The organism is Pseudomonas sp. TE21394 (assembly GCF_054057835.1).
The window spans coordinates 3,810,523-3,836,016 of the sequence record NZ_JBSRZR010000001.1 but is presented as its reverse complement, the minus strand read 5'-3'; the positions used below and the strand labels follow the sequence as shown (position 1 = coordinate 3,836,016).

Here is a 25,494-nt window from a genome sequence, read left to right as displayed (position 1 = left end):
CTCCCTGCCGCGCCCGAGCGGCAATCAGTAGCGCGGCGCCACCGCCTCGGCGCCCTGCGAGATGATCACCTCGACACGACGGTTGAGCTGGCGCGATTGCGCATCGGCATTGCTCGCCACCGGGTACTCCTTGCCATAGCCGGCAGTGGTAATACGCGCGGCCGCCACACCCTGGCGACGCAAGGCATTGGCCACGGATACGGCACGTCGTTCTGACAGCTGCTGATTGAAGGCATCGCTACCGGTGGAGTCGGTGAACCCTTCCACCAGCACCTTGCGCTCCGGGTTGGCCAGCAGGTACTCAGCCAGTTGCCGGATGTTTCGTTGGCTGCTGCCGCGCAGTTCCGCACGGCCGGTATCGAACAACACATCGCCGAAGGTCACCACGGTACCGCGCTCGGTCTGCTTGGCCTTGAGCGCCTGCAGCGCCTTCAGTTGGGCGGTACGCACGTCCAGCCGCGCCTGGGTACGTTGCGCCTCGATACCCTGCAAGCCGGCTTCCGCCTGGCGCAGCAGGATGGTCTGCTCGGCGCTTTCGATCTTGCGCTGGGCCAGATAGGCCAGTTGCTCGACGTCGGGCGATTTACGATTGTTCAATGAAGCCCCTTCGGCCTTGCCCAGGGCGATGTAGGCTTCCTGGGTTTCCAGTGCGGCAATCCGGCTGGCCTCAGGCTTGCCCTGCAGTACCGAGTAGGCCTCACGGGCCTCCAGCAGGCGGGCGTTTTCCGGCGTGGCAGCGCAGCCGGCCAGCAGCAGACCAAGTAGCGAAACCATTGTGAACAGGGGGCGTTTCGACATGTTCGTGTCCTTCATTGGATGGCGTTTTGCGGCGCTTCGAGCATTTCCTGGCGGAGCACCTCGATGCCTTTGCGGGCGATATCCAGTTGTTCCTGGCGTTTAGCGGCCATGGCCTTGCGCTCGGCCAGACGGGCATCGGCCTCGGCCTGCTCGGCCAGCCGGCGGACCAGTTCGAGGTCGTCCTGGCCGAGGGCGCGATCCATGGCGCTGAGCTTGTCCTGGGCCGCGCGCATCTCGACCGGGGCATATTGCGTGGCATCGGCAGACACCGCGCGATTGACCGCGCTTCGCGTCAGTTCGATCTGCTCGTTGGGCACGAGGGCGCTGGCGCAGCCGCCGAGCAATATCAGCGAGCCGACGAGCACGCTTTTGACTGTGGATCTGGCACGCATGAAAGGGTCTCCTTGAATGCGCCTGCAAAGGTTTCGGGCATGACGTTGCCGCCGTTGCCGGAGTGGTCGATGCAGAAGGTTGGGCAGGAACCAGGATGGCGGTGAGAAGCCCTTCCGCGTCAGCGGGCCGGGCAAGGGGGCAGCGTGAAATACGTGCGGGTCATCCTGGGCTTCTTGTGGTGAAGACGCGGCCAGATTAGTGCGAAAAGCGGGAGGCCCAAATCGGACCTATCCGTGAAAGAGGTGCGTTTTTTCAACAGGCAGGCGGCATGGCGTCGGGTTCAACCCTGGCCATGCGCCTTGAGCTTGAGCTTTTCCGTGTCCACGCGCACGAACACCGAGTCGGCGCTGACCGTCAGTACATCACCGGCCCAGACCTCGCAGAGCACCCGCGTCTTGCGCCCCACCTCACCTTCCACGCGGGCCTTGAGCAGCAGCTCGACGCCCATCGGTGTAGGTTTCAGGTAGTTCAGGCTGAGTGTGCCAGTGACGCAATCGATACGCGGCAGGCTCCCCGCTTCACGGCCTTCGGCGCGGTAGTGGTAGGCCATCGCCGTCCAGTTGGAGTGGCAGTCCACCAGCATTGCCAGCAAACCACCGTAGACCAGGCCGGGCCAGCCGATGAAGGTGCTGTCTGGTACATGCCGGCATACCAGATGGACGCCGTCAGCGTCCCAGTGGCTTTGCAGGTGCAGGCCGCCGGGATGGGAGCAACCGCAGCCGTAGCAGGTGCCGTCGGGTGCAGCCAGGGCCTGGAGGGAAAGGGGCTGGTCGTTCATACGCATCCTGTGCTTGTTGGAATGGGGGCGATAGGCCCCCATTTAAGCAGAAACATCAAGCTGGCTGGGTGACTGCCTTGCCGCGCTTCTGGGTCAGCGCCACCAGCAGGATGAACAGGGTCACACCTGCGGTCATCAGGGTCTCGTAGCGGTAGGCATCACTGAACAGCATGTAGCCCAGGACCATGACGATGGTGCCAATCACCAGCCAGGTCAGCCACGGGAACAGCCACATCTTCAGTTCCAGCCGGCGCCCCTCGCGCTCGGCACGGGCACGCATGCGCAGCTGCGACACGGCTATCACCAGGTATACCAGCAAGGCGATGGCACCGGTTGTGGACAGCAGGAAGCCGAACACTTTGCCAGGGAACACATAGTTGACGAAGCAACCGGCAAAACCGGCCAGGGTAGAGAAAAGCACCGCCACGGTCGGTACCCCAGCGCCGGAGATACGCTTGGTCACGCTCAGCGCCTGGTCACGGGCACCCAGCGAATAGAGCATGCGCGACGCGGTATACAGGCCCGAGTTCATGCAACTGGTCACGGCCACCAGCACCACCAGGTCGACCAGCAGCTTGGCACCCGGCACATTCAGCACTTCCAGCACGCGCTGGAACGAACCCACTGCTTTCAGCCCGGGGTCGTTCCAGGCCACCAGCGACACCACCAGGAAGATCGACGCCAGGTAGAAGATGGCGATGCGGTACACCACCAGGTTGGTGGCGCGGCGGATCTTGTCTTTCGGGTTGGCGGTTTCGTCCGCAGCGATGGTCACGATCTCGGCGCCGAAGAACGAGAAGATGGTGATCAGCACGCCACCCAGCACGGTGCCGAAACCGTTGGGCATAAAGCCGCCGTGGTCCCACAGCCGGCTGACTCCGGACACCTCGGCCAGCGGCCAGACGCCGAACACTGCCAGGCTGCAGACCGCGATGAAGGCGATGATCGCCACCACCTTGACCAGGGCAAACCAGTATTCGAAGGCGCCGAAGTTCTTCACGCTGATCAGGTTGGTACCCGACAGCACCAGCATGATCAGGAAAGCAAACAGCCAGGACGGCACAGCGGGGAAGTAGGCATGCAGGATATCGGCACCGGCGATCGCCTCGACCGGGATGATCAGCACCCAGAACCACCAGTACAGCCAGCCGATGGTAAAGCCTGCCCAGGGGCCGATGGCTTCGGAAGCATAGGTGGAGAACGAGCCGCTATTGGGGTTGGCGATGGCCATTTCGCCCAGCATGCGCATGACCAGCAGCACCAGCAGGCCGGTCATGGCGTAGGAAATGAGGATGGCCGGGCCAGCGGTGGCGATGGCGTTGGAAGAGCCGATGAACAGGCCGGCGCCGATGATGCCGGCGATAGAAATCATGGATACCTGACGAGAGGTCAGGCCGTGCTGCAGGGTGCGCTGTTTGTTGTTGTGTAGCGAAGCCATGAATAACCCTCGGATGGCTCGGCCGCGGCGAAGCGGCGGAAGACTGGAGCAGAATTCTGGTCAAGTTCTGATGTTGGTTATTGTTGTTTTGCAGATGTTGGAAAAACCTACTGGCCTCCTCTTCGCACAACCGGTTGTCATCATTGATCCAGGTCAGTATTAATCTATAGGCCGGGGTCAACAAACGACCTTTTCGAAACACATCATTCCGCTACAGAATGAACTTCTTCCTTTTTTGCTCGGTATTTGCCCCTCATGTCCAAACGCCTGATGCCTTCGACCACCGCCCTTCAGTGCTTCGAAGCGGCCGCGCGTCACCTCAGTTTCACCCGCGCGGCGCAGGAACTGCACCTGACCCAGAGTGCGGTCAGCAAGCAGGTGGCACAGCTCGAGGACATGCTGGCGCACTCGCTGTTCCAGCGCATTCGCCGCCGCCTGCACCTGACCCCGGCCGGTGCGCTGTACCTCACCGAAGTGAACAAGATCCTCACCCAGATCGACATTTCCAGCCGTTACATCCTCAGCTACGGCGACGAGACCGAAGTGCTGCGCATCGCCACCCAGCCCACCTTCGGTGCGCGCTGGCTGGTGCCGCGGCTGAAAGGTTTCGGTGACCGCTACCCGCGCATTCACCTGGACATCCGCAACGAGCTCGAGCCATTCGACCTGGTCCAGGCCAAGGCCGACATCGCTTTCTTCTTCGGCCAGGGCACCTGGCCCGGGGCAACCTGCATCGAGCTGTTCAGCGAAGAGGTGGTACCAGTGTGCAGCCCGCAGCTGCTGGCCAGCCACCGTTTCGACAGCGCCCAGGCACTGGCCGAGCACCGCCTGCTGCAATGCGTGTCGCGCCCGGAAGCCTGGCACGAATGGTTTCTGGGGCTGGGCTTGCACAGCCAGAACAGCTACCACGGGCCGCGCTTCGACACGTTCTACCTGTGCATCCGCGCGGCCATTGCCGGCTGCGGCATCGCGTTGATCCCGCGCTACCTGGTGGCCGAAGAGCTGAGCGAGGGCAAGCTGGTAGTGGCCTGGGACCACCCGGTGGCGAGCAATGGCCGGCACTTCATCGCGCACGCCGAGCATGCGGCCGAAGTGCCCAAGGTGAGGGCCTTCGTGCAGTGGATTCGCGAGCGGGTGGCTGAGGGGGACTGAGTGGCCGGTACAGGCAGTACGAACTCGGCGACAAGGTCACGAATCCAAGGAATGACCGCAATCGAATAATTCGTTTGCGGAATAACTGGCCAACGCGCTTGGATAATAAGAAACCGAACAAAGGTCCGCGTTGCCCATGAACCAGGAAAGTATCAGCCAGTCCATTGCCATCGTTCATCCGATCACACTTTCCCATGGCCGTAATGCCGAAGTCTGGGACACCGACGGCAAACGCTACATCGACTTCGTCGGCGGTATCGGTGTACTCAACCTGGGCCACTGCAACCCGGCCGTGGTCGAGGCGATCCAGGCCCAGGCCAGCCGCCTGACCCACTCTGCCTTCAACGCCGCCCCGCACGGCCCGTACCTGGCGTTGATGGAGCAACTGAGCCAGTTCGTGCCGGTCAGCTACCCACTGGCAGGCATGCTCACCAACAGCGGCGCGGAAGCGGCGGAAAACGCCCTGAAAGTGGCCCGCGGGGCCACCGGCAAGCGCGCCATCATCGCCTTCGATGGCGCCTTCCACGGCCGCACCCTGGCGACCCTGAACCTCAACGGCAAGGTTGCCCCGTACAAGCAACGGGTCGGCGAACTGCCCGGGCCGGTCTATCACCTGCCCTACCCCAGCACCGACACCGGGGTGACCTGCGAGCAGGCACTCAAGGCCATGGACCGCCTGTTCAGCGTCGAACTGGCGGTGGAGGACGTGGCTGCGTTCATCCTCGAGCCGGTGCAGGGCGAAGGCGGCTTCCTCGCCCTTGACCCGGCCTTTGCCCAGGCCTTGCGCCGTTTCTGCGACGAACGCGGCATTCTGATCATCATCGACGAGATCCAGTCGGGCTTCGGCCGTACCGGCCAGCGCTTCGCCTTCCCCCGCCTGGGCATCGAGCCGGACCTGCTGTTGCTGGCCAAGAGCATTGCCGGTGGCATGCCGCTGGGAGCAGTGGTCGGGCGCAAGGAACTGCTGGCAGCACTGCCCAAGGGCGGCCTGGGTGGCACCTATTCGGGCAACCCGATCGCCTGCGCAGCGGCCCTGGCCAGCCTGGCGCAGATGAGCGACGAAAACATCGCCACCTGGGGTGAGCGCCAGGAGCAGGCGATCGTGCGTCGTTTCGAGCGCTGGAAAACCACGGGCCTGAGCTCGTTCATCGGGCGCCTGACCGGTGTCGGCGCCATGCGCGGCATCGAGCTGGCCAATGCCGACGGCAGCCCGGCGCCAGCGCAACTGGCCAAGGTGATGGAAGCGGCACGGGCCAGGGGCCTGCTGCTGATGCCCAGCGGCAAGGCCCGGCATATCATCCGCCTGCTGGCGCCGCTGACCATCGAAGCCGAGGTGCTTGAGGAAGGCCTGGACATCCTCGAGCAGTGCCTGGCAGAGCTGGGCTGAAGGTTACAGGCCGAGTTCTTGTGGGGTGAGCATGTCCGACTCGAAGGCAATCCAGCCGCCTTCGAGTTCGGCGTGGCCGTTGACGATCGGGCCGTAGTAGGCCAGGCCGTTCTCCAGCGTCACGCAGATGTGCGTGGCGGGCTTTTCCGGGGCTGCCAGCGTACCGACGAAATGCACTTTCTTCAGCGTTTCGGTGACGGCCTCCAGGCCAACGCGCATGCCCGGGTTCTCCGAGGCTTCGGCGTCGCCGCCACGGTCTTCGGCGCTGACGGTGATGGTGGCGATGTACGGGTACTGGCTGCTCAAGCGGGGTTACCTCGGTGGGTGGGTAGGCGTATGGGCGCGTAGAGTACGGCAGGTGTTCCCGCTTGTCTCTACCGGTCTTCGCGGGCGCGCCCGCGAAGAGGCCGGGGCTGCAAGAGGTGATCTGAAGGGCCCGATCTGTTAGGGTGCCCGCCGATGCACGCCACCTACACGAGGATTCCCCGAGTGAGCGCCGAAGAACCCCTGATCGCCGACCTGTTCGAAGTCGACAAACGCCTGTCCCTCAAGCCTGTGGTGGACTTCAACAGCTACCTGCGCAATGCCTTCGGCGAAGGCCCGTGCCGCTGCCACCGCTGCGCCGAAGGTGGCGACCAGAGCAGCTACAGCCACACCCACACCTTCACTTTCGACGGCCACCCGTGGCACCGCCGCTTCGCCAGCACAGCTGCCAGCGACGTTGCCCAGGTACTGAAAAAGGCCTGGCTGTCGTACACCAAGGCCGACCTCAACCTAACCGGCGACCTGGACCTGGCCACGCTCAAGACCTTTACCGAAGCCGCCCTGCACAGCCGCCTGCTGGCCCTGCTGCCGGCCAGCGGCCTGGCGCGCGAAGAAGATGGCCAATGGCTGCTGCAGGCCCAGGCTGACTGACAGCCCGGCGGCACGGCAGGATTCTGCCGGTCTGCTAACGTGGTGGAATCCGACCATTCGCAGGTAGTCCGCCATGGCCCGCACAACGCCCATCGAGCTGTACCGCAATATCGGCATCGTCGCCCACGTGGATGCTGGCAAGACCACGACCACCGAGCGGATCCTGTTCTACACCGGGGTCAACCACAAGATGGGCGAGGTGCACGATGGCGCCGCGACCATGGACTGGATGGCCCAGGAACAGGAGCGCGGCATCACCATCACGTCGGCGGCGACCACCGCGTTCTGGCAGGGCTCGACCAAGCAGTTCGCCCACAAGTACCGCTTCAATATCATCGACACACCAGGCCACGTCGACTTCACCATCGAAGTGGAGCGCTCGCTGCGCGTTCTGGATGGCGCGGTGGTGGTATTCAGCGGCGCCGACGGGGTAGAGCCACAGTCCGAGACGGTGTGGCGCCAGGCCAACAAATACCACGTGCCGCGCCTGGCCTACATCAACAAGATGGACCGCCAGGGCGCCGACTTCCTGCGCGTGGTCAAACAGATCGACCAGCGCCTGGGCCACCACCCGGTGCCGATCCAGCTGGCCATCGGCAGCGAGGAAAAGTTCCAGGGCCAGATCGACCTGGTGAAGATGAAGGCCATCTACTGGAACGAGGCGGACCAGGGCACCAGCTATCGCGAAGAGGCCATCCCCGCCGACCTGCAGGCGCTGGCCGATGAATGGCGGGCGCACATGGTCGAGGCGGCAGCCGAGGCCGATGACGAGCTGCTCGGCAAGTTTCTCGATGGCGAAGAATTGAGCATCGAAGAGATCAAGGCCGGCCTGCGCAAGCGCACCCTGAACAACGAAATCGTGCCGACCATCCTCGGCTCCTCATTCAAGAACAAGGGCGTGCCGCTGATGCTCGATGCGGTCATCGACTATCTGCCCGCGCCGTCGGAAATCCCCGCTATCAAGGGCACCGACCCGGACGACGAAGACAAGCATCTGGAGCGCCACGCCGACGACAGCGAGCCGTTCTCGGCCCTGGCGTTCAAGATCGCCACTGACCCGTTCGTCGGCACCCTGACCTTCGCCCGGGTCTATTCCGGCGTGCTCAGCTCCGGCAACGCGGTGCTCAACTCGGTCAAAGGCAAGAAGGAACGCATCGGCCGCATGGTGCAGATGCACGCCAACCAGCGTGCAGAAATCAAGGATGTGTGCGCCGGCGACATCGCCGCCCTGATCGGCATGAAGGACGTGACCACCGGCGATACCCTGTGCGACCTGGACAAGCCGATCATCCTCGAGCGCATGGATTTCCCCGACCCGGTGATTTCCGTGGCCGTGGAACCGAAAACCAAGGCCGACCAAGAGAGAATGGGCGTCGCCCTGGGCAAGCTGGCGCAGGAAGACCCGTCATTCCGCGTGCGCACCGACGAAGAGACCGGCCAGACCATCATCTCGGGGATGGGCGAGCTGCACCTGGACATCATCGTCGACCGCATGCGCCGCGAGTTCAATGTCGAGGCCAATATCGGCAAACCGCAGGTGGCCTACCGTGAGAAGATCCGCAACACCTGCGAGATCGAAGGCCGCTTCGTCCGCCAATCCGGTGGCCGTGGCCAGTATGGCCACTGCTGGATCCGCTTCGCCCCCGGCGACGAGGGCAAGGAAGGCCTGGAATTCATCAACGAGATCGTCGGTGGCGTGGTACCGCGCGAGTACATCCCGGCGATCCAGAAGGGTATCGAAGAGCAGATGAAGAACGGCGTGCTTGCCGGCTACCCGCTGATCAACCTGAAGGCTGCGGTGTATGACGGCTCGTACCACGATGTCGACTCCAACGAAATGGCCTACAAGATCGCGGCCTCGATGGCCACCAAGCAGCTGTCGCAGAAAGGTGGCGCGGTGCTGCTGGAGCCGGTGATGAAGGTGGAAGTGGTCACGCCCGAAGAGTACCAGGGCGATATCCTCGGCGACCTCAGCCGGCGCCGCGGGATGATCCAGGACGGCGACGAAACGCCGGCCGGCAAGGTGATCCGTGCCGAAGTGCCGCTGGGCGAGATGTTCGGCTACGCCACCTCCATGCGCTCGATGACCCAGGGCCGGGCGAGCTTCTCGATGGAGTTCACCCGCTATGCCGAGGCGCCGGCAAGCATCGCCGATGCCATCGTGAAGAAGAACCGCGGGGAATAGACCTCTTGCCTGTACCAGCGTGTTCGCGGGCATGCTCGCGAACACGCTGGTACAGGCAACCCCGCTTTCAGTGCTGCTCGCCCGCCCGCTTCAGCAGCTTCCTGCAGCGCTCCGACAAATGCACCACGCGCACGTGCTTGCCCGCCTTGGCATAGCGTTCGCGCAAGGTCTGCAGCGCCGCAATCGCCGAGTAATCGACAAAGCTCAGATGCTGGCAGTCCAGCGTGACCCGGGCCGGGTCGTTGGCGGTGTCGAACTGTTCGAGGAACGCGGTGGTCGAGGCAAAGAACAGCGTGCCATGCAGCCGGTAATGCTTGCCCCCTTCGCCGTCTTCATGGCTGTCGGCATACAGCTCTCGCGCATGCTGCCAGGCAAAGTTCAGCGCGGCGATGATGATGCCGAACAACACTGCCACGGCGAGGTCGGTGAACACCGTGACCACGGTTACCGCAATGATCGCCAGCACATCGTTCAGCGGCACCTTGTGCAGCACCCGCAGCGACGCCCAGGCGAAGGTCTGCTGCGCCACCACGAACATCACCCCGACCAGTGCTGCCAGCGGAATGCGTTCGATCAGCGGGGCCAGGAACAGCACGAACAGCAGGACCATGCCCCCGGCCACCACCCCCGATAGCCGCCCACGGCCGTTGGAGCTGAGGTTGATCACCGTCTGGCCGATCATCGCGCAACCGCCCATGCCACCGCACAGGCCGGACACCATGTTGGCCGCGCCAAGGGCCACGCATTCGCGGTCCGGGAAGCCGCGGCTCTCGGTGATTTCATCGGTCAGGTTGAGGGTTAGCAGGGTTTCCAGCAGGCCGACCATGGCCATCAGCAGCGCATAGGGCGCGACGATTTTCAGGGTTGCCAGGTTCCAGGGTACGTCCGGCAGGGCCAGCTGTGGCAGGCCGCCGGAAATCTGCGCCATGTCGCCCAGGGTGCGGGTAGGCAGGCCGAGCAGGTAGACCAGCAAGCCGACGCCAAGGATCGCCACCAACGCTGGCGGCACCGCGCGGGTCAGCTTCGGCAATACATAGACCACCAGCATGGTCAGCGCCACCAGCCCGACCATCAGGTACAGCGGGGTGCCACTGAGCCACTGCCCACCTTGCTTGAAGTGTTCCAGCTGCGCCAGGGCGATGACGATCGCCAGACCGTTGACGAAACCGAGCATCACCGGGTACGGCACCAGGCGCACCAGCTTGCCCAGGCGCAGCAAGCCGAACAGGATCATCAGCGCGCCACCCAGCAGTACCGTCGCCAACAGGTACTGTATGCCGTGTTGCACCACCAGGGCGACGATCACCACCGCCATCGAGCCGGCCGCGCCGGAAATCATCCCCGGTCGACCGCCGAACAGCGCCGTCAGGGTGCAGATGATGAACGCCCCGTACAGGCCCATCAGCGGGTTGAGGTGGGCCACCAGGGCGAACGCGATGCATTCGGGCACCAAGGCGAACGAAGTGGTCAGGCCGGCGAGCAGGTCGGCGCGGAGTCGGGCGGGTTTCATGGGGATCCTGTGGTGCAGTCCGGGGCGGACGGGAAAAACGAGGGGCGCGATGTTACGGAATTTGTCTGCCAGCAGCCACCGTTCAGCGCACCCGGTCCCGGCTTTGTATGGCCAGGTCCAATGCCCGCTGCATGTCCAGGCGTGCCGAGCGCCCCAGGTCCGGGTGGTCCAGCCGCCCGCCGCGCTCCGACGGCAGTATCGGCGCGGTCAGGTCTTCGGCATCCATGGCCTCGAAATCCTGTTCGCTGCCCAGGGTCAGGGCGCTGCGCCGCAACAACATGCGCACCTGCTGCGGGGTCAGGGCCGGGTTGATCGCCAGCATGGTCGCCACGGTGGCCGTGACCAGCGGTGTGGCGTATGACGTGCCGCAGTGCGGCCGATCGGCGGCGACCGGGCGAATGCACGCGGCAGCACTGATATCCACGCGCATGTCGATGTTCGAGCTGTGGCGCTTGCGGACATGCCGAGGGTCTTCGACCGGCACCGCCTGGTCACTGCGCTGATGCCCGCCCACTACCAGCAGCTGCTCGGTGACGAACGAGGAAGGCAGCCGATATTCATCGGTGCCCGACCAGGACGCCCCATTGCCTGCCGAGTTCACCACCAGCACATCGGGATGCCTGGCCCGCAGCCAGAGGAAGAATTCTTCGAGCAGCTCCTCATAGCCACTCATCGCCAACCCCGATCGCACCAGCGACTCGACCTCATCCCCCTGCACGTTCTTCGCGCCGACCCGGTGGACGCCCCAGCTCCAGTTCAACACCCGCACACCGTCTTCGACCAGGTTCACCGAGGCAGCGATATTGGCGGTGATCCCGGCGTCCGAGTTGCGCCCGACGATCACCTCGAAACCGGGACTGTGCTTGCCCAGCCCGGGCAGGAAGCCCTGCCCCCGGGCTGCCAGGATGCCCGCCACATGGCTACCATGGCTGCCCGGGCGATCGCCGTCGGGGCCATACAGGCAGGTCTGCCCTTTGCCACAAGCGCCTCGGTAGGCGCCGAAGGGCGGCGCATCGAAGTCCACCTCGCGCTCGATCACCCCAACGCGTACCGGCTGCACCGGCACCCCGGAAGCGGGGATGCGACGCTGGTAGAAGTACAGCGCATCCATGAACCGGTTGGCGGCCCATTCGTCTGCCTGGTCGATGGCCGACTGCCCGCTGCCTTCACCCTCCTCGCCGCGTTCGGGTGCGGACTCCTCGACGATTACGGCATCCACGCTGACCTCGGTGCCGATGCGCAGGACCAGCGCATCGCGCTGCACCAGGTCACGCACCGGCAAGCGCAACTGGTAAACGTTCAACGGCGGGATGGCACCGACCACCTGGGCGGCGTATTTGTCGGCGATACGCCGGGCTTCGGCTGCACCATCGTATTTTTCTTCGATCAACAGGCTGACCAGGTCGAGGTAGGTGGTCAGGCCATCCATGTTCTTCGCCACTTCGCCAGGCCCAGCGGCAACAACGTGGCTGCGTTGACGGGTCAACCAGACGGCATTGCTGGTCCGCTCACCGTCTTGCAGCCACAGCGGCGCGCTGCGTTGCTCGTGCTTGGCCAGGGTCAGCCTCAGCGTGTCGCCAAGCCGTTCGACGCCAGCCTGCTCCAGTTGCGTCTCGCCGAGTCGGACAATCGGCACACCGGGGCCCAGGCCCTCGGTTCGCACGCACCATTGCTGTTCAGCTTCGCTCAACAGGTCGCCGCAACGCTGCAGTTGCTTGATGCGCAGCGTGTCCGCTTGCGCCGACACGGCACAACTGAAGATCATCATCAGTGTGATGACATGGCGCTTCATCCAATCAGCCCCCCCCCCGCCTTTCCTGACATTCCGACTGCCCGACCAGCGCCAAGGTTCAGCTGCATGAAGGCCAACTTGTGACCTGGACCCGGCACAAGCGCTACAAATTTGCCATCATGTTGTTTCCACCCGCGGAGATCATCCACATGCCGCTACGCCCGCTTTTCGCCTCGCTGCTGCTGGCTACCAGCCTTACCGTCCACGCCGCCACCGAGGTCGTGCCGCTGCAACATCGCAGCAGCAACGAACTGCTGCCGGCGGCGCAGGCGTTCATCGGCAAGGACGGCAGCGTCACTGCCTTCGAGAACAAGCTGATCGTCAACGCCAGCGCCGAACGCATCGACGACCTGCGCGCCCTGCTGCAGCAACTGGACACTGCGCCCAAGCGCCTGCTGATCAGCGTCGACAACAATGACAGCAACTTCCAGGACAACCGCGGCAACGCGCAAGTCATCCACTACGGCACCAGCAACCGCGACGGCGGCATGCAACAGGTTCAGGCCAGCGAAGGCCAGCCGGCGCTGATCCAGGTTGGCCAGAGCATCCCGGTTACCAGCACCAGCAGCGACAGCTACGGGCGCCTGCAGAGCAACACCGAATACCGCAACGTGACCCAGGGTTTCTACGTTACGACAAGCCTGAGCGGCGATACGGTTCGCCTGCAAATAAGCAGCAATAATGACCGCATCAGCCAGGAACGTGCCGATGTAGTGAAAGTGCAAAGCACCGACACGACGGTCACCGGCAGGCTCGGCGAGTGGATCACCCTGGCCGGTTTCAACCAGCAGAGCCAGGCCGAGCGCAGGGCATCCAGCCATAGTTACAGCACCCAGCGTGGTGAAAACATGACTTTGCGGGTAAAAGTCGACCTTGTCGATTGATCCCAGGCGGCTCAAGGCCTCGACCAAAGGCCTTGAAACTGACTGCCGAGTCGCATTAGACCAAAGATGTAGTAAGCACCAAAAACCACTACAAAACATTTGACAGGGTCTTTTTGCCAAGGGCATGATGGCCTCGCTCCCGCTAATCAGGGGCCCTGGCAAGGGCCTTCGAGGCGCGCTCCTTCCACCCCTGGAGGCGTCTCGTGTCTATACGGCCCACAAGGCGGTTCGACGGGATTGCGACTGCAACGAAGAAGTTGTCCCGAGGGACGGAAGCGCATCACCGCAGTACTGGCAATCGCGTAGCACCGCAGCAAGGCAACCACGAGCCGAACTGCCGGAGTTCCTTGCGCCTGGCCTGCCCCCTTCCCTTCGAGCCTTCGCGTTCGCCGCCGCACACCCATGAACAAGACAGCCGCCAGCTTCCCTGATCGGCCCCGAGCATCAGCACAATTACCCCAAGATCGATGCGACGAGGTTTATTTCCATGGCACTGACACGCGAACAGCAAATTGCAGCCCTCGAGAAAGACTGGGCCGAGAACCCGCGCTGGAAAGGCGTGACCCGTACCTACACCGCCGCTGATGTCGTTCGCCTGCGTGGCTCCTTGCAGCCGGAGCACACCCTGGCCCGCCTGGGTGCAGAAAAACTGTGGAAGCTGGTCACCGAAGGTGCCCACCCGTCCTTCCGCCCAGAAAAAGATTTCGTCAACTGCATGGGCGCCCTGACCGGCGGCCAGGCAGTGCAGCAGGTCAAGGCTGGCATCCAGGCCATCTACCTGTCGGGCTGGCAGGTTGCCGCCGACAACAACTCGGCCGAGTCGATGTACCCTGACCAGTCGCTGTACCCGGTCGACTCTGTGCCGACCGTGGTCAAGCGCATCAACAACGCCTTCCGTCGTGCCGACCAGATCCAGTGGAAAGCCGGCAAGAACCCGGGCGACGACGGCTATATCGATTACTTCGCGCCGATCGTGGCAGACGCCGAAGCCGGTTTCGGCGGCGTGCTGAACGCCTACGAGCTGATGAAGAACATGATCGAGGCAGGCGCCGCCGGCGTGCACTTCGAAGACCAGCTGGCCTCGGTGAAGAAATGCGGCCACATGGGTGGCAAGGTGCTGGTACCGACCCAGGAAGCCGTGCAAAAGCTGGTGGCCGCGCGCCTGGCCGCTGACGTATCGGGCGTGCCGACCATCATCCTGGCCCGTACCGACGCCAACGCCGCCGACCTGCTGACCAGCGACTGCGACCCGTACGACCAGCCATTCGTGGTCGGCGAACGCACCCGCGAAGGCTTCTACAAGGTACGCGCCGGCCTCGACCAGGCCATTTCCCGCGGCCTGGCCTACGCGCCGTACGCCGACCTGATCTGGTGCGAAACTGCCAAGCCGGACCTGGACGAAGCCCGCCGCTTCGCCGAAGCGATCAAGAAGGAATACCCGGACCAGATCCTGTCGTACAACTGCTCGCCTTCCTTCAACTGGAAGAAGAACCTGGACGACGCGACCATCGCCAAGTTCCAGCGCGAGTTGTCGGCCATGGGCTACAAGCACCAGTTCATCACCCTGGCCGGCATTCACAACATGTGGCACGGCATGTTCAACCTGGCGCACGACTACGCCCGCAACGACATGACCGCCTACGTGAAGCTGCAGGAGCAGGAATTTGCCGATGCCAGCAAAGGCTACACCTTCGTGGCGCACCAGCAGGAAGTGGGTACTGGCTACTTCGATGACATGACCACCGTGATTCAGGGTGGGGCTTCGTCGGTGACGGCACTGACCGGCTCGACCGAGGAAGAACAGTTCCACTGATAGTGGGTTGTTGTTGAAGGAAGGCCCGGGGCTTGTGAAAGCCCCGGGCCTTTGTTTTTGCGTGTACTGGCGGGCAACAGGCTAGCCAAACATGTTGGGGCGGCCTTGTGTCGCGAATGGACCGCAGAGCGGCCCCGGCAATCTTGCGACGATGCACCGATCCGCGGGGGCGCTTCGCCCCCCAATCGCGACACAAGCCCGCTCCCACAGGAGAAATCGCGCCTGCCGGTAGTACCTCAGTGCTTCATGCCCAGCTCTGCATCATCCATCAGCGCCTTGGCCATCGCGCTCAAATAGTGGCCGGCGCAGATCATCATCGGCTTCTCATCCATCAGGCCAGTGATGGTCAGCTCGCGTACATAGCCCATCAGTTCCGAAGATTGCTCGCGGGCGTCGCGACAGGGAATGCCTGGCTCGATTCGGAACAGCGGGCGGGTGCCGTTTTCGCCTTGGTGGAAGGTGGTTTTGCCGACGGTGAATTGGGTGTTTTCTGTGGTTATTGTTGTGTCCCCTGGAATTTTGCGAATGCCTGGGCGCGCCCACTCCCACAGGGACTGTGCAAATCTTGAAGGCTGTGGTGACCCTGCTGGAGCGGGCAAGCCCTCACAGCCTGTCAAAGCTGTATCGTTGATGAGCAACGACAGGCCGAGACTAGAGCGCTGCCACAGCAGCGGCAACGGAAAATGCGCGGCAGGAGAATGTTTAGGAAATGGCCTACAGGGAAGGGGTTAAATCCGACATGCCAGGCGTTCTGTGCCCGATTGCGTCAGGGCGGCGAGGTGCCCGCCTTGGTTTTTGCGGTGTTGCGTAGATCGAGCGCCGCCCGCGCGGCGCTTCGCGGGGCAAGCCCGCTCCCACATTTGTTGCAACGTGGCCATGTCTATTAGGCCATGGTTGTGAGCCTTGTGGGTCTGACTCAATTTCTCGGCTGGCGCTGCCGCCGCCTCACCAGTCTCAAGACATGCGCCAAGGCAGGCAACCATGGCCTGACAGGTTCGGCACGTTGCAACAAATGTGGGAGCGGGCTTGCCCCGCGAAGCGCCGCGCGGGCGGCGCTCGATCTCACAGGTGCTGAAAACCTAAAGGCAGACACCTGCCAGCCCTCCCCCTATCCAAACGAGTCACCTCCCAAATCCACAATCAGGTCTATGCTTGCAGCAGCACAGCAGCAAGGACCGCCCCGCTCAACCCAAGGCATACGATCATTCCCGCACCAGCGACCGCTGCCTTCTATATATGCACGGGCCAACGATAGCACCGCGCTCGCCCAGATCATCCTCACCTACTGGCTCGGCCAGGGGGCGATCGCTTGCTTGATCGATAAAATATTGACCCAGAGCGGGGCGAACGGTTCCGGAAGCTGCTAGAACAGGCGTTTTTGGCATTTACAAGTAGGGGGAATCGCCAGATGAACTTTACAAGACGCAGAACAGGGAAAACATCAGGCATCAGATCAAATGATATTAATTATCATTTCGAAACTTGCAATTCGTTACCCGGCGCAAGAAACATAATTAACAAAACCACACGCAATGCCCTAACCTCAAGGCTTTCAGCCGGTTACAAGCGGAATTTGTACTTAATCCTACGAATAAATTTGCGACAGAAATTTTACTTGCACCGGGTTTACCCATAAAATCAGCCCGATTGATTCAGCTGCGACATTTGGTCACTGCATGTGCGACACCAGGTCGCCGCTCTACACTTATTTCAGACTGCAGAGCTGGGTCTCTGTATAAGGATTGCTAGCATGTCCGATTCGGCAGGACTCATCGCCCACAACTGGGGCTTTGCCATCTTCCTCCTGGGTGTCGTCGGCCTGTGCGCCTTCATGCTTGGCCTGTCCAGCCTGCTCGGCAGCAAGGCCTGGGGCCGCGCCAAGAACGAACCCTTCGAATCCGGCATGCTGCCCGTCGGCAGCGCCCGCCTGCGCCTGTCCGCCAAATTCTATCTGGTCGCGATGCTGTTCGTGATCTTCGATATCGAAGCCCTCTTTCTCTTTGCATGGTCTGTGTCCGTCCGCGAAAGCGGCTGGACCGGATTCGTCGAAGCACTCGTTTTCATAGCAATTCTGTTGGCAGGTCTTGTCTACCTTTGGCGCGTCGGGGCACTTGACTGGGCTCCCGAAGGTCGCCGCAAGCGGCAAGCGAAGCTGAAACAATGAGGCTTTGGCATGCAATACAATCTCACCAGAATCGATCCGGATGCGCCCAACGAGCAGTACCCGGTCGGTGAACGGGAAACCGTCACCGATCAACTGCTGGAGGACCAGGTCCACAAGAACATCTTCATGGGCAAGCTCGAAGATGTGCTTCGTGGCGCGGTCAACTGGGGCCGCAAGAACTCCCTCTGGCCGTACAACTTCGGCCTGTCCTGCTGTTACGTGGAAATGACCACGGCCTTCACGGCACCCCACGACATCGCCCGCTTCGGCGCCGAAGTCATCCGGGCCTCGCCGCGTCAGGCCGACTTCATGGTCATCGCCGGTACCTGCTTCGTCAAAATGGCGCCGATCATCCAGCGCCTGTACGAGCAGATGCTCGAGCCGAAATGGGTCATTTCCATGGGTTCGTGTGCCAACTCCGGTGGCATGTACGACATCTACTCGGTTGTTCAGGGGGTCGACAAGTTCCTCCCCGTGGACGTCTATGTGCCCGGCTGCCCGCCGCGCCCTGAGGCTTTCCTGCAAGGCTTGATGCTGCTGCAGGAGTCGATCGGCCAAGAACGACGCCCGCTTTCCTGGGTTGTTGGTGATCAAGGCATCTACCGTGCCGAGATGCCAGCCCAGAAGGACCTGCGTCGTGAGCAGCGCATTGCCGTAACCAACCTGCGCAGCCCCGACGAAGTCTGATCCAGCGACCTGCCGCCCGCTCCACCGGAGCCGGCGGCCTGGCTTCATTCTTAACGTTGACCCAAAGCGACCGAGACCATGACAGCGGACAACGCTATTTTCATTCCGCCCTACAAGGCAGACGACCAGAATGTGGTCGTCGAATTGCACAACCGTTTTGGCGCCGAAGCATTCGTCGCTCAGGAAACCCGCACCGGCATGCCCGTGCTGTGGGTCAAGCGCGAACAGCTCAAGGAGGTGCTCAGCTTCCTGCGCGGCGTGGCCAAGCCGTACAGCATGCTGTACGACCTGCACGGCGTCGACGAACGCCTGCGCACCCAGCGCCGCGGCCTGCCAGCCGCCGACTTCAGCGTGTTCTACCACCTGCTGTCGATCGAGCGTAACAGCGATGTGATGATCAAGGTGTCGCTCAGCGAAGGCGACCTGAACCTGCCGACCGTGACCGGTATCTGGCCGAACGCCAACTGGTACGAGCGCGAAGTCTGGGACATGTTCGGCATCGACTTCGCCGGCCACCCGCACCTGAGCCGCATCATGATGCCGCCCACCTGGGAAGGCCATCCGCTGCGCAAGGACTATCCGGCCCGCGCCACCGAATTCGATCCCTACAGCCTGACCCTGGCCAAGCAGCAGCTTGAAGAGGAGTCGGCACGCTTCAACCCGGAAGCCTGGGGCATGAAACGCCAGGGCGCCAACGAGGACTACATGTTCCTCAACCTCGGCCCCAACCACCCTTCGGCGCACGGTGCCTTCCGTATCGTCCTGCAGCTGGACGGCGAAGAGATCATCGACTGCGTGCCGGACATCGGCTACCACCACCGTGGTGCCGAGAAGATGGCCGAGCGCCAGTCCTGGCACAGCTTCATCCCCTACACCGACCGTATCGACTACCTCGGCGGGGTGATGAACAACCTGCCGTACGTGCTCGCGGTCGAGAAGCTGGCCGGCATCAAGGTGCCACAGAAGGTCGACACCATCCGCGTGATGCTGGCCGAGTTCTTCCGTATCACCAGCCACCTGCTGTTCCTGGGTACCTATATCCAGGACGTCGGCGCCATGACCCCGGTGTTCTTCACCTTCACCGACCGCCAGCGCGCCTATACCGTGATCGAAGCGATCACCGGTTTCCGCCTGCACCCGGCCTGGTACCGCATCGGTGGCGTCGCCCACGACCTGCCGCGCGGCTGGGACAAGCTGGTCAAGGACTTCGTCGAATGGCTGCCGAAACGCCTCGACGAGTACGAGAAGGCTGCTCTGCAGAACAGCATCCTCAAGGGCCGTACCATCGGCGTTGCCGCGTACAACACCAAGGAAGCCCTGGCCTGGGGCACTACCGGCGCCGGCCTGCGTGCCACCGGTTGCGACTTCGACCTGCGCAAAGCCCGCCCCTACTCCGGCTACGAGAACTTCGAGTTCGAAGTACCGCTGGCCCACAACGGCGATGCCTACGATCGCTGCATGGTCCGTGTCGAGGAGATGCGCCAGAGTATCCGCATCATCGACCAGTGCCTGCGCAACATGCCGGAAGGCCCGTACAAGGCGGACCACCCGCTGACCACGCCGCCACCGAAAGAGCGCACCCTGCAGCACATCGAGACCCTGATCACGCACTTCCTGCAGGTTTCGTGGGGCCCGGTCATGCCGGCCAACGAGTCGCTGCAGATGATCGAGGCGACCAAGGGCATCAACAGTTACTACCTGACGAGCGATGGCGGCACCATGAGCTACCGCACCCGGATCCGTACCCCGAGCTACCCGCACCTGCAGCAGATCCCTTCGGTGATCAAAGGCAGCATGGTCGCCGACCTCATTGCGTACCTGGGCAGTATCGACTTCGTTATGGCTGACGTGGACCGCTAAGCATGAACAGCACGCTTATCCAGACAGACCGTTTCGCCCTGAGCGAAACCGAGCGCTCGGCCATCGAGCACGAAATGCATCACTACGAGGACCCGCGCGCGGCGTCCATCGAAGCCCTGAAGATCGTCCAGAAGGAACGTGGCTGGGTGCCGGACGGCGCCATCCACGCCATCGGCGAAGTACTGGGCATCCCGGCCAGCGACGTCGAGGGTGTGGCCACCTTCTACAGCCAGATCTTCCGTCAGCCGGTCGGCCGTCACATCATCCGTGTATGCGACAGCATGGTCTGCTACATCGGTGGCCACGAGTCGGTGGTCAGCCAGATCCAGAGCGAGCTGGGTATCGGTCTCGGCCAGACCACCGCCGATGGGCGCTTCACCCTGTTGCCGGTGTGCTGCCTGGGCAACTGCGACAAGGCCCCGGCGCTGATGATCGACGACGACACCTTCGGTGACGTGCAGCCGGCTGGCGTTTCCAAACTGCTGGAGGGTTACGTATGACCATTACTTCCTTCGGCCCGGCCAACCGCATCGCGCGCACGGCCGAAACCCACCCGCTGACCTGGCGCCTGCGTGACGACGGCGAGCCGGTCTGGCTGGCCGAATACGAGTCGAAGAACGGCTACGCCGCGGCGCGCAAGGCGCTGGCGCAGATGTCCGCCGACGACATCGTGCAGAGCGTCAAGGACTCCGGCCTCAAGGGCCGTGGTGGCGCAGGCTTCCCCACTGGCGTGAAGTGGGGCCTGATGCCCAAAGACGAATCCATGAACATCCGCTACCTGCTGTGCAACGCGGACGAAATGGAGCCGAACACCTGGAAGGACCGCATGCTGATGGAGCAACAGCCCCATCTGCTGGTCGAGGGCATGCTGATCAGCGCCCGCGCCCTGAAGGCCTACCGTGGCTACATCTTCCTGCGCGGCGAATACACCACCGCCGCCAGGCACCTCAACCGCGCCATCGAGGAAGCCAAGGCCGCCGGCCTGCTGGGCAAGAACATCCTCGGCAGCGGTTTCGATTTCGAGCTGTTCGTGCACACCGGCGCCGGCCGCTACATCTGCGGTGAAGAAACCGCGCTGATCAACTCGCTGGAAGGCCGCCGCGCCAACCCGCGTTCCAAACCGCCCTTCCCTGCCGCCGTGGGCGTGTGGGGCAAGCCGACCTGCGTCAACAACGTCGAAACCCTGTGCAACGTGCCGGCCATCGTCGCCAATGGCAACGACTGGTACAAGTCGCTGGCCCGCGAAGGCAGCGAAGACCACGGCACCAAGCTGATGGGCTTCTCCGGCAAGGTGAAGAACCCGGGCCTGTGGGAACTGCCGTTCGGCGTCACCGCCCGCGAGCTGTTCGAAGACTACGCCGGCGGCATGCGCGATGGCTTCAAGCTCAAGTGCTGGCAGCCAGGCGGCGCCGGTACCGGCTTCCTGCTGCCCGAGCACCTCGACGCGCAGATGTACGCCGGCGGCATCGCCAAGGTCGGCACGCGCATGGGTACCGGCCTGGCAATGGCGGTGGACGACAGCATCAACATGGTCTCGCTGCTGCGCAACATGGAAGAATTCTTCGCCCGCGAGTCGTGCGGCTGGTGCACGCCCTGCCGTGACGGCCTGCCGTGGAGCGTGAAGATGCTGCGCGCACTGGAAAAAGGCCAGGGCCGCGCGGAAGACATCGAGACGCTGCTGGGCCTGGTCAACTTCCTCGGCCCAGGCCGTACCTTCTGTGCTCACGCACCGGGTGCGGTCGAGCCGCTGGGCAGTGCCATCAAATACTTCCGGTCCGAGTTCGAGGCCGGGGTTGCTCCAGCATCCGCTGGCGACACCCTGCGCCCAGACCTGGCCAAGCCAATCCAGGCCGGGCCGATCGTGGTCGGCGCATAAAAAGATGATTGGCCGAGTGGTCCGTGCCACTCGCCAGCTTGCCGCCAGGCCCGAGTCGCTCGTGGCGTGTCGCAAGCTCACCGATTTCCATTAGCCACGCCCGCTCACGCGGGCCAACGAAGAACTTTGAACAATGGCCACTATCCACGTAGACGGCAAAGCGCTCGAAGTCAACGGTGCAGACAACCTGTTACAGGCCTGTCTGTCGCTCGGCCTCGACATCCCTTATTTCTGCTGGCATCCGGCGCTTGGTAGCGTTGGCGCCTGCCGGCAGTGCGCGGTCAAGCAGTACACCGACGAGAACGATACCCGTGGTCGTATCGTCATGTCCTGCATGACCCCTGCCTCCGACGGCACCTGGATCTCCATCGACGATGAAGAATCCAAGGCGTTCCGCGCCAGCGTCGTCGAATGGCTGATGACCAACCACCCGCACGACTGCCCGGTGTGCGAGGAAGGCGGTCATTGCCACCTGCAGGACATGACGGTAATGACCGGCCACAACGAGCGCCGCTACCGTTTCACCAAGCGTACCCACCAGAACCAGGACCTCGGCCCGTTCATCGCCCATGAGATGAACCGCTGCATCGCCTGCTACCGCTGCGTGCGCTACTACAAGGACTATGCCGGCGGTACCGACCTGGGCGTTTACGGCGCCCACGACAACGTGTACTTCGGCCGCGTCGAAGACGGCGTGCTGGAAAGCGAATTTTCCGGCAACCTCACCGAGGTCTGCCCGACCGGCGTGTTCACCGACAAGACCCACTCCGAGCGCTACAACCGCAAGTGGGACATGCAGTTCGCCCCGAGCATCTGCCACGGTTGCTCCAGCGGCTGCAACATCAGCCCGGGCGAGCGCTACGGCGAACTGCGCCGGGTCGAAAACCGCTTCAACGGTTCGGTCAACCAGTACTTCCTGTGCGACCGTGGCCGCTTCGGCTACGGCTACGTCAACCGCAAGGATCGCCCACGCCAGCCGCAACTGGCCGACGGTACCAAGCTGAGCCTGGATGCCGCCCTGGACAAGGCCGCCGACCTGCTGCGCGGGCGTACCATCGTCGGTATCGGCTCGCCGCGCGCCAGCCTGGAAAGCAACTACGGCCTGCGTGAGCTGGTCGGCGCCGAGTACTTCTACTCGGGTATGGAAGCCGGCGAGCTGGCCCGCGTGCGCCTGGCCCTGAACGTACTGAACAACAGCCCGCTGCCGGTGCCGACCCTGCGCGACATCGAAGACCACGACGCCGTGTTCGTGCTCGGCGAAGACCTGACCCAGACCGCTGCCCGCGTCGCCCTGGCCGTGCGTCAGGCCACCAAGGGCAAGGCCGAGGCCATGGCCGAAGCGATGAAGGTGCAGCCGTGGCTCGACGCGGCCGTGAAGAACATCGGCCAGCACGCGCTGTACCCGCTGTTCATCGCTTCGCTGGCGGAAACCAAGCTGGACGACGTCGCCGAAGAGTGCGTGCACGCCGCCCCGGCCGACCTGGCCCGCATCGGTTTCGCCGTGGCCCACGCCATCGACCCGAGCGCGCCTGCCGTTGCCGGCCTGGATGCCGACGCGCAAGCACTGGCCCAGCGCATCGCCGACGCCCTGGTCGCCGCCCAGCGCCCACTGGTGGTCGCCGGTACCTCGCTGGCCGACCCGGCGCTGATCGAAGCCGCCGCCAACATCGCCAAGGCGCTGAAGCTGCGCGAGAAGAACGGTTCGCTGAGCCTGGTGGTGCCTGAAGCCAACAGCCTGGGCATGGCCATGCTCGGTGGCGAGTCCGTCGACGCTGCGCTGGACGCCGTCATCAGTGGCAAGGCCGACGCCATCGTGGTGCTGGAAAACGACCTGTATGCCCGCGTGCCGGCGGCCAAGGTCGACGCTGCCCTGGCCGCAGCCAAGGTGATAATCGTTGCCGACCACTCGAAAACCGCGACCGTCGACCGCGCCCACCTGGTGCTGCCGGCCGCCTCGTTCGCCGAAGGCGACGGCACCCTGGTCAGCCAGGAAGGTCGCGCCCAGCGCTTCTTCCAGGTGTTCGACCCGCAATACCTGGACAGCAGCATCCTGGTTCACGAAGGCTGGCGCTGGATGCACGCCCTGCGTGCCACCCTGTTGAACAAGCCGGTCGACTGGACCCAGCTGGACCACGTGACCAGCGCCTGCGCCGAAGCCGCCCCGCAATTGGCTGGCATCGTCAACGCCGCGCCATCTGCCGCGTTCCGCATCAAGGGCCTGAAACTGGCCCGCGAACCGCTGCGCTATTCCGGCCGTACCGCCATGCGCGCCAACATCAGCGTGCATGAGCCACGTACCCCGCAGGACAAGGACACCGCTTTCGCCTTCTCCATGGAAGGCTACTCGGGCTCCGCCGAACCGCGCCAGCAGGTGCCGTTCGCCTGGTCGCCGGGCTGGAACTCGCCGCAGGCCTGGAACAAGTTCCAGGACGAGGTTGGTGGCCACCTACGAGCCGGTGACCCGGGCGTGCGCCTGATCGAATCGCAGGGCGACCGCCTGAACTGGTTCACCAGCATTCCGGGGGCCTTCAACCCGGCCCGTGGCACCTGGACCGCCGTGCCGTTCTTCCACCTGTTCGGCAGCGAAGAAAGCTCCTCGCGCGCCGCTCCGGTGCAAGAACGCATCCCGGCTGCCTACGTGGCCCTGGCCAAGTCCGAAGCCGACCGCCTGGGTGTCAACGACGGCGCCCTGCTGAGCCTGACGGTCGGTGGTGTGGCCCTGCGTCTGCCTCTGCGCATCAATGAACAGCTGGGCGCTGGCCTGGTCGCATTGCCGAAAGGCCTGGCCGGCATTCCGCCTGCCATCTTCGGTGCATCCGTCGAAGGTCTGCAGGAGGCAGCACAATGAGCTGGTTCACCCCCGAAGTGATCGATGTGATCCTCTCCGTGCTGCGGGCCGTCGTGGTCCTGCTGGCGGTGGTGGTCTGCGGTGCCCTGCTCAGCTTCGTCGAGCGTCGCCTGCTGGGCTGGTGGCAGGACCGTTACGGTCCGAACCGCGTCGGCCCGTTCGGCATGTTCCAGATTGCTGCCGACATGCTGAAGATGTTCTTCAAGGAAGACTGGAACCCACCCTTCGTCGACCGCGTGATCTTCACCCTGGCACCGGTCGTGGCCATGAGCGCCCTGCTGATCGCCTTCGTGGTCATCCCGATCACCCCGACCTGGGGCGTTGCCGACCTCAACATCGGCCTGCTGTTCTTCTTCGCCATGGCCGGCCTGTCGGTGTACGCGGTGCTGTTCGCCGGCTGGTCGTCGAACAACAAGTACGCCCTGCTGGGCAGCTTGCGTGCCTCGGCACAGACCGTGTCGTACGAAGTGTTCCTGGGCCTGGCGCTGATGGGCGTGGTGGTGCAGGTGGGCTCGTTCAACATGCGCGACATCGTCGACTACCAGGCACAGAACCTGTGGTTCATCATTCCGCAGTTCTTCGGCTTCTGCACCTTCTTCATCGCTGGCGTCGCCGTGACTCACCGTCACCCGTTCGACCAGCCGGAAGCGGAACAGGAACTGGCCGATGGCTACCACATCGAGTATGCCGGCATGAAATGGGGCATGTTCTTCGTCGGTGAGTACATCGGCATCATCCTCATCTCGGCGCTGCTGGTGACCCTGTTCTTCGGCGGCTGGCACGGCCCGTTCGGCATCCTGCCGCAGCTGTCGTTCCTCTGGTTCGCGCTGAAGACCGCGTTCTTCATCATGCTGTTCATCCTGCTGCGCGCCTCGATCCCGCGCCCACGCTATGACCAGGTGATGGACTTCAGCTGGAAGTTCTGCCTGCCGCTGACCCTGATCAATTTGCTGGTGACCGCTGCGCTCGTGCTCTACAACGCGCCAGCCGTCGCGGCCCAGTGAGGATTTGACC

21 protein-coding genes are annotated in these 25,494 nt (G+C 63.5%); 13 read left to right on the top strand and 8 right to left on the bottom strand.

The window, feature by feature from the left end:
- Window positions 1-24: 24 nt before the first annotated feature.
- The 4 genes from ACVWZT_RS17540 to ACVWZT_RS17525 form a co-directional block, all read right to left on the bottom strand.
- A complete protein-coding gene (locus ACVWZT_RS17540) occupies window positions 25-798 on the bottom strand; it encodes an OmpA family protein (protein WP_296235227.1) in 774 nt (257 codons plus the stop codon).
- A gap of 11 nt (window positions 799-809) precedes the next feature.
- Window positions 810-1,190, bottom strand: coding sequence for a DUF4398 domain-containing protein (locus ACVWZT_RS17535; protein ID WP_457470454.1), 381 nt, complete (start codon window positions 1,188-1,190; stop codon window positions 810-812).
- A 281-nt stretch (window positions 1,191-1,471) separates the two neighbouring features.
- Window positions 1,472-1,969, bottom strand: coding sequence for a PaaI family thioesterase (locus ACVWZT_RS17530; protein WP_457470452.1), 498 nt, complete (start codon window positions 1,967-1,969; stop codon window positions 1,472-1,474).
- Between the two features lie 55 nt (window positions 1,970-2,024).
- Window positions 2,025-3,407: an amino acid permease gene (locus ACVWZT_RS17525; protein WP_296235230.1), complete on the bottom strand. Its 1,383-nt coding sequence runs from the start codon at window positions 3,405-3,407 to the stop codon at window positions 2,025-2,027.
- A gap of 255 nt (window positions 3,408-3,662) precedes the next feature.
- Between ACVWZT_RS17525 and gcvA the strand changes: the two genes are divergently transcribed.
- On the top strand, window positions 3,663-4,559 hold the full coding sequence (gene gcvA, locus ACVWZT_RS17520; RefSeq protein ID WP_225778480.1) for a transcriptional regulator GcvA: 897 nt from the start codon (window positions 3,663-3,665) through the stop codon (window positions 4,557-4,559).
- A gap of 136 nt (window positions 4,560-4,695) precedes the next feature.
- Window positions 4,696-5,946 carry a 2-aminoadipate transaminase gene (locus tag ACVWZT_RS17515; protein ID WP_457470451.1) on the top strand — a complete coding sequence of 417 codons (1,251 nt, stop codon included), beginning with the start codon at window positions 4,696-4,698 and terminating at the stop codon, window positions 5,944-5,946.
- 3 nt (window positions 5,947-5,949) lie between these two features.
- Here ACVWZT_RS17515 and ACVWZT_RS17510 read toward each other — a convergent pair whose 3' ends face one another.
- A complete protein-coding gene (locus ACVWZT_RS17510; RefSeq protein ID WP_296235232.1) occupies window positions 5,950-6,252 on the bottom strand; it encodes a hypothetical protein in 303 nt (100 codons plus the stop codon).
- Between the two features lie 183 nt (window positions 6,253-6,435).
- On the opposite strand from ACVWZT_RS17510, the gene ACVWZT_RS17505 reads away from it, so the two are divergent.
- Entirely contained in the window at window positions 6,436-6,861 is a 426-nt protein-coding gene (locus tag ACVWZT_RS17505) for a hypothetical protein (protein ID WP_296235233.1), read from the top strand.
- Window positions 6,862-6,934: 73 nt separating this feature from the next.
- The gene (fusA, locus tag ACVWZT_RS17500) at window positions 6,935-9,046 is read left to right on the top strand and encodes an elongation factor G (protein ID WP_457470449.1); all 2,112 of its coding nucleotides are present in this window, start codon (window positions 6,935-6,937) and stop codon (window positions 9,044-9,046) included.
- A gap of 67 nt (window positions 9,047-9,113) precedes the next feature.
- Here the strand turns inward: fusA and ACVWZT_RS17495 are convergent, their stop codons facing one another.
- Together ACVWZT_RS17495 and ACVWZT_RS17490 are read right to left on the bottom strand one after the other, a co-directional pair.
- Window positions 9,114-10,556, bottom strand: a complete 1,443-nt coding sequence (locus tag ACVWZT_RS17495) for a SulP family inorganic anion transporter (protein WP_457470447.1) — start codon at window positions 10,554-10,556, stop codon at window positions 9,114-9,116.
- 82 nt (window positions 10,557-10,638) lie between these two features.
- Window positions 10,639-12,348, bottom strand: a complete 1,710-nt coding sequence (locus ACVWZT_RS17490; RefSeq protein WP_457470445.1) for a S8 family peptidase — start codon at window positions 12,346-12,348, stop codon at window positions 10,639-10,641.
- Between the two features lie 149 nt (window positions 12,349-12,497).
- Here ACVWZT_RS17490 and ACVWZT_RS17485 point away from each other — a divergent pair, with 149 nt between their 5' ends.
- Together ACVWZT_RS17485 and aceA are read left to right on the top strand one after the other, a co-directional pair.
- On the top strand, window positions 12,498-13,232 hold the full coding sequence (locus ACVWZT_RS17485) for a secretin N-terminal domain-containing protein (protein ID WP_457470443.1): 735 nt from the start codon (window positions 12,498-12,500) through the stop codon (window positions 13,230-13,232).
- A 487-nt stretch (window positions 13,233-13,719) separates the two neighbouring features.
- Window positions 13,720-15,045, top strand: a complete 1,326-nt coding sequence (gene aceA, locus ACVWZT_RS17480) for an isocitrate lyase (RefSeq protein ID WP_296235238.1) — start codon at window positions 13,720-13,722, stop codon at window positions 15,043-15,045.
- Between the two features lie 236 nt (window positions 15,046-15,281).
- Here the strand turns inward: aceA and ACVWZT_RS17475 are convergent, their stop codons facing one another.
- Window positions 15,282-15,545 carry a DUF3077 domain-containing protein gene (locus ACVWZT_RS17475; protein ID WP_457472096.1) on the bottom strand — a complete coding sequence of 88 codons (264 nt, stop codon included), beginning with the start codon at window positions 15,543-15,545 and terminating at the stop codon, window positions 15,282-15,284.
- 1,250 nt (window positions 15,546-16,795) lie between these two features.
- On the opposite strand from ACVWZT_RS17475, the gene ACVWZT_RS17470 reads away from it, so the two are divergent.
- The 7 genes from ACVWZT_RS17470 to nuoH all read left to right on the top strand — a co-directional run bounded on the left by ACVWZT_RS17470 (window position 16,796) and on the right by nuoH (window position 25,484).
- Window positions 16,796-17,209 carry an NADH-quinone oxidoreductase subunit A gene (locus ACVWZT_RS17470; RefSeq protein WP_003251427.1) on the top strand — a complete coding sequence of 138 codons (414 nt, stop codon included), beginning with the start codon at window positions 16,796-16,798 and terminating at the stop codon, window positions 17,207-17,209.
- 9 nt (window positions 17,210-17,218) lie between these two features.
- On the top strand, window positions 17,219-17,896 hold the full coding sequence (locus ACVWZT_RS17465) for a NuoB/complex I 20 kDa subunit family protein (RefSeq protein ID WP_003251429.1): 678 nt from the start codon (window positions 17,219-17,221) through the stop codon (window positions 17,894-17,896).
- Window positions 17,897-17,974: 78 nt separating this feature from the next.
- Window positions 17,975-19,756: an NADH-quinone oxidoreductase subunit C/D gene (nuoC, locus tag ACVWZT_RS17460; protein WP_296235240.1), complete on the top strand. Its 1,782-nt coding sequence runs from the start codon at window positions 17,975-17,977 to the stop codon at window positions 19,754-19,756.
- A 2-nt stretch (window positions 19,757-19,758) separates the two neighbouring features.
- Window positions 19,759-20,256: an NADH-quinone oxidoreductase subunit NuoE gene (gene nuoE, locus ACVWZT_RS17455; RefSeq protein WP_003251433.1), complete on the top strand. Its 498-nt coding sequence runs from the start codon at window positions 19,759-19,761 to the stop codon at window positions 20,254-20,256.
- Window positions 20,253-21,632, top strand: a complete 1,380-nt coding sequence (gene nuoF, locus ACVWZT_RS17450; RefSeq protein ID WP_296235241.1) for an NADH-quinone oxidoreductase subunit NuoF — start codon at window positions 20,253-20,255, stop codon at window positions 21,630-21,632. The genes nuoE and nuoF overlap by 4 nt, the downstream gene beginning before the upstream one ends.
- 133 nt (window positions 21,633-21,765) lie before the next feature.
- The gene (nuoG, locus tag ACVWZT_RS17445) at window positions 21,766-24,480 is read left to right on the top strand and encodes an NADH-quinone oxidoreductase subunit NuoG (RefSeq protein ID WP_457470441.1); all 2,715 of its coding nucleotides are present in this window, start codon (window positions 21,766-21,768) and stop codon (window positions 24,478-24,480) included.
- A complete protein-coding gene (nuoH, locus tag ACVWZT_RS17440; RefSeq protein WP_296233356.1) occupies window positions 24,477-25,484 on the top strand; it encodes an NADH-quinone oxidoreductase subunit NuoH in 1,008 nt (335 codons plus the stop codon). The genes nuoG and nuoH overlap by 4 nt, the downstream gene beginning before the upstream one ends.
- Window positions 25,485-25,494 lie beyond the last annotated feature (10 nt).

What these genes read in the sequence shown, in the direction of transcription:
- ACVWZT_RS17540 (WP_296235227.1), bottom strand. Translation starts at nt 798, where the DNA reads ATGTCGAAACGCCCCCTGTTCACAATGGTTTCGCTACTTGGTCTGCTG.
- ACVWZT_RS17535 (WP_457470454.1), bottom strand. Translation starts at nt 1,190, where the DNA reads ATGCGTGCCAGATCCACAGTCAAAAGCGTGCTCGTCGGCTCGCTGATA.
- ACVWZT_RS17530 (WP_457470452.1), bottom strand. Translation starts at nt 1,969, where the DNA reads ATGAACGACCAGCCCCTTTCCCTCCAGGCCCTGGCTGCACCCGACGGC.
- ACVWZT_RS17525 (WP_296235230.1), bottom strand. Translation starts at nt 3,407, where the DNA reads ATGGCTTCGCTACACAACAACAAACAGCGCACCCTGCAGCACGGCCTG.
- gcvA (WP_225778480.1), top strand. Translation starts at nt 3,663, where the DNA reads ATGTCCAAACGCCTGATGCCTTCGACCACCGCCCTTCAGTGCTTCGAA.
- ACVWZT_RS17515 (WP_457470451.1), top strand. Translation starts at nt 4,696, where the DNA reads ATGAACCAGGAAAGTATCAGCCAGTCCATTGCCATCGTTCATCCGATC.
- fusA (WP_457470449.1), top strand. Translation starts at nt 6,935, where the DNA reads ATGGCCCGCACAACGCCCATCGAGCTGTACCGCAATATCGGCATCGTC.
- ACVWZT_RS17495 (WP_457470447.1), bottom strand. Translation starts at nt 10,556, where the DNA reads ATGAAACCCGCCCGACTCCGCGCCGACCTGCTCGCCGGCCTGACCACT.
- ACVWZT_RS17490 (WP_457470445.1), bottom strand. Translation starts at nt 12,348, where the DNA reads ATGAAGCGCCATGTCATCACACTGATGATGATCTTCAGTTGTGCCGTG.
- ACVWZT_RS17485 (WP_457470443.1), top strand. Translation starts at nt 12,498, where the DNA reads ATGCCGCTACGCCCGCTTTTCGCCTCGCTGCTGCTGGCTACCAGCCTT.
- aceA (WP_296235238.1), top strand. Translation starts at nt 13,720, where the DNA reads ATGGCACTGACACGCGAACAGCAAATTGCAGCCCTCGAGAAAGACTGG.
- ACVWZT_RS17470 (WP_003251427.1), top strand. Translation starts at nt 16,796, where the DNA reads ATGTCCGATTCGGCAGGACTCATCGCCCACAACTGGGGCTTTGCCATC.
- ACVWZT_RS17465 (WP_003251429.1), top strand. Translation starts at nt 17,219, where the DNA reads ATGCAATACAATCTCACCAGAATCGATCCGGATGCGCCCAACGAGCAG.
- nuoC (WP_296235240.1), top strand. Translation starts at nt 17,975, where the DNA reads ATGACAGCGGACAACGCTATTTTCATTCCGCCCTACAAGGCAGACGAC.
- nuoE (WP_003251433.1), top strand. Translation starts at nt 19,759, where the DNA reads ATGAACAGCACGCTTATCCAGACAGACCGTTTCGCCCTGAGCGAAACC.
- nuoF (WP_296235241.1), top strand. Translation starts at nt 20,253, where the DNA reads ATGACCATTACTTCCTTCGGCCCGGCCAACCGCATCGCGCGCACGGCC.
- nuoG (WP_457470441.1), top strand. Translation starts at nt 21,766, where the DNA reads ATGGCCACTATCCACGTAGACGGCAAAGCGCTCGAAGTCAACGGTGCA.
- nuoH (WP_296233356.1), top strand. Translation starts at nt 24,477, where the DNA reads ATGAGCTGGTTCACCCCCGAAGTGATCGATGTGATCCTCTCCGTGCTG.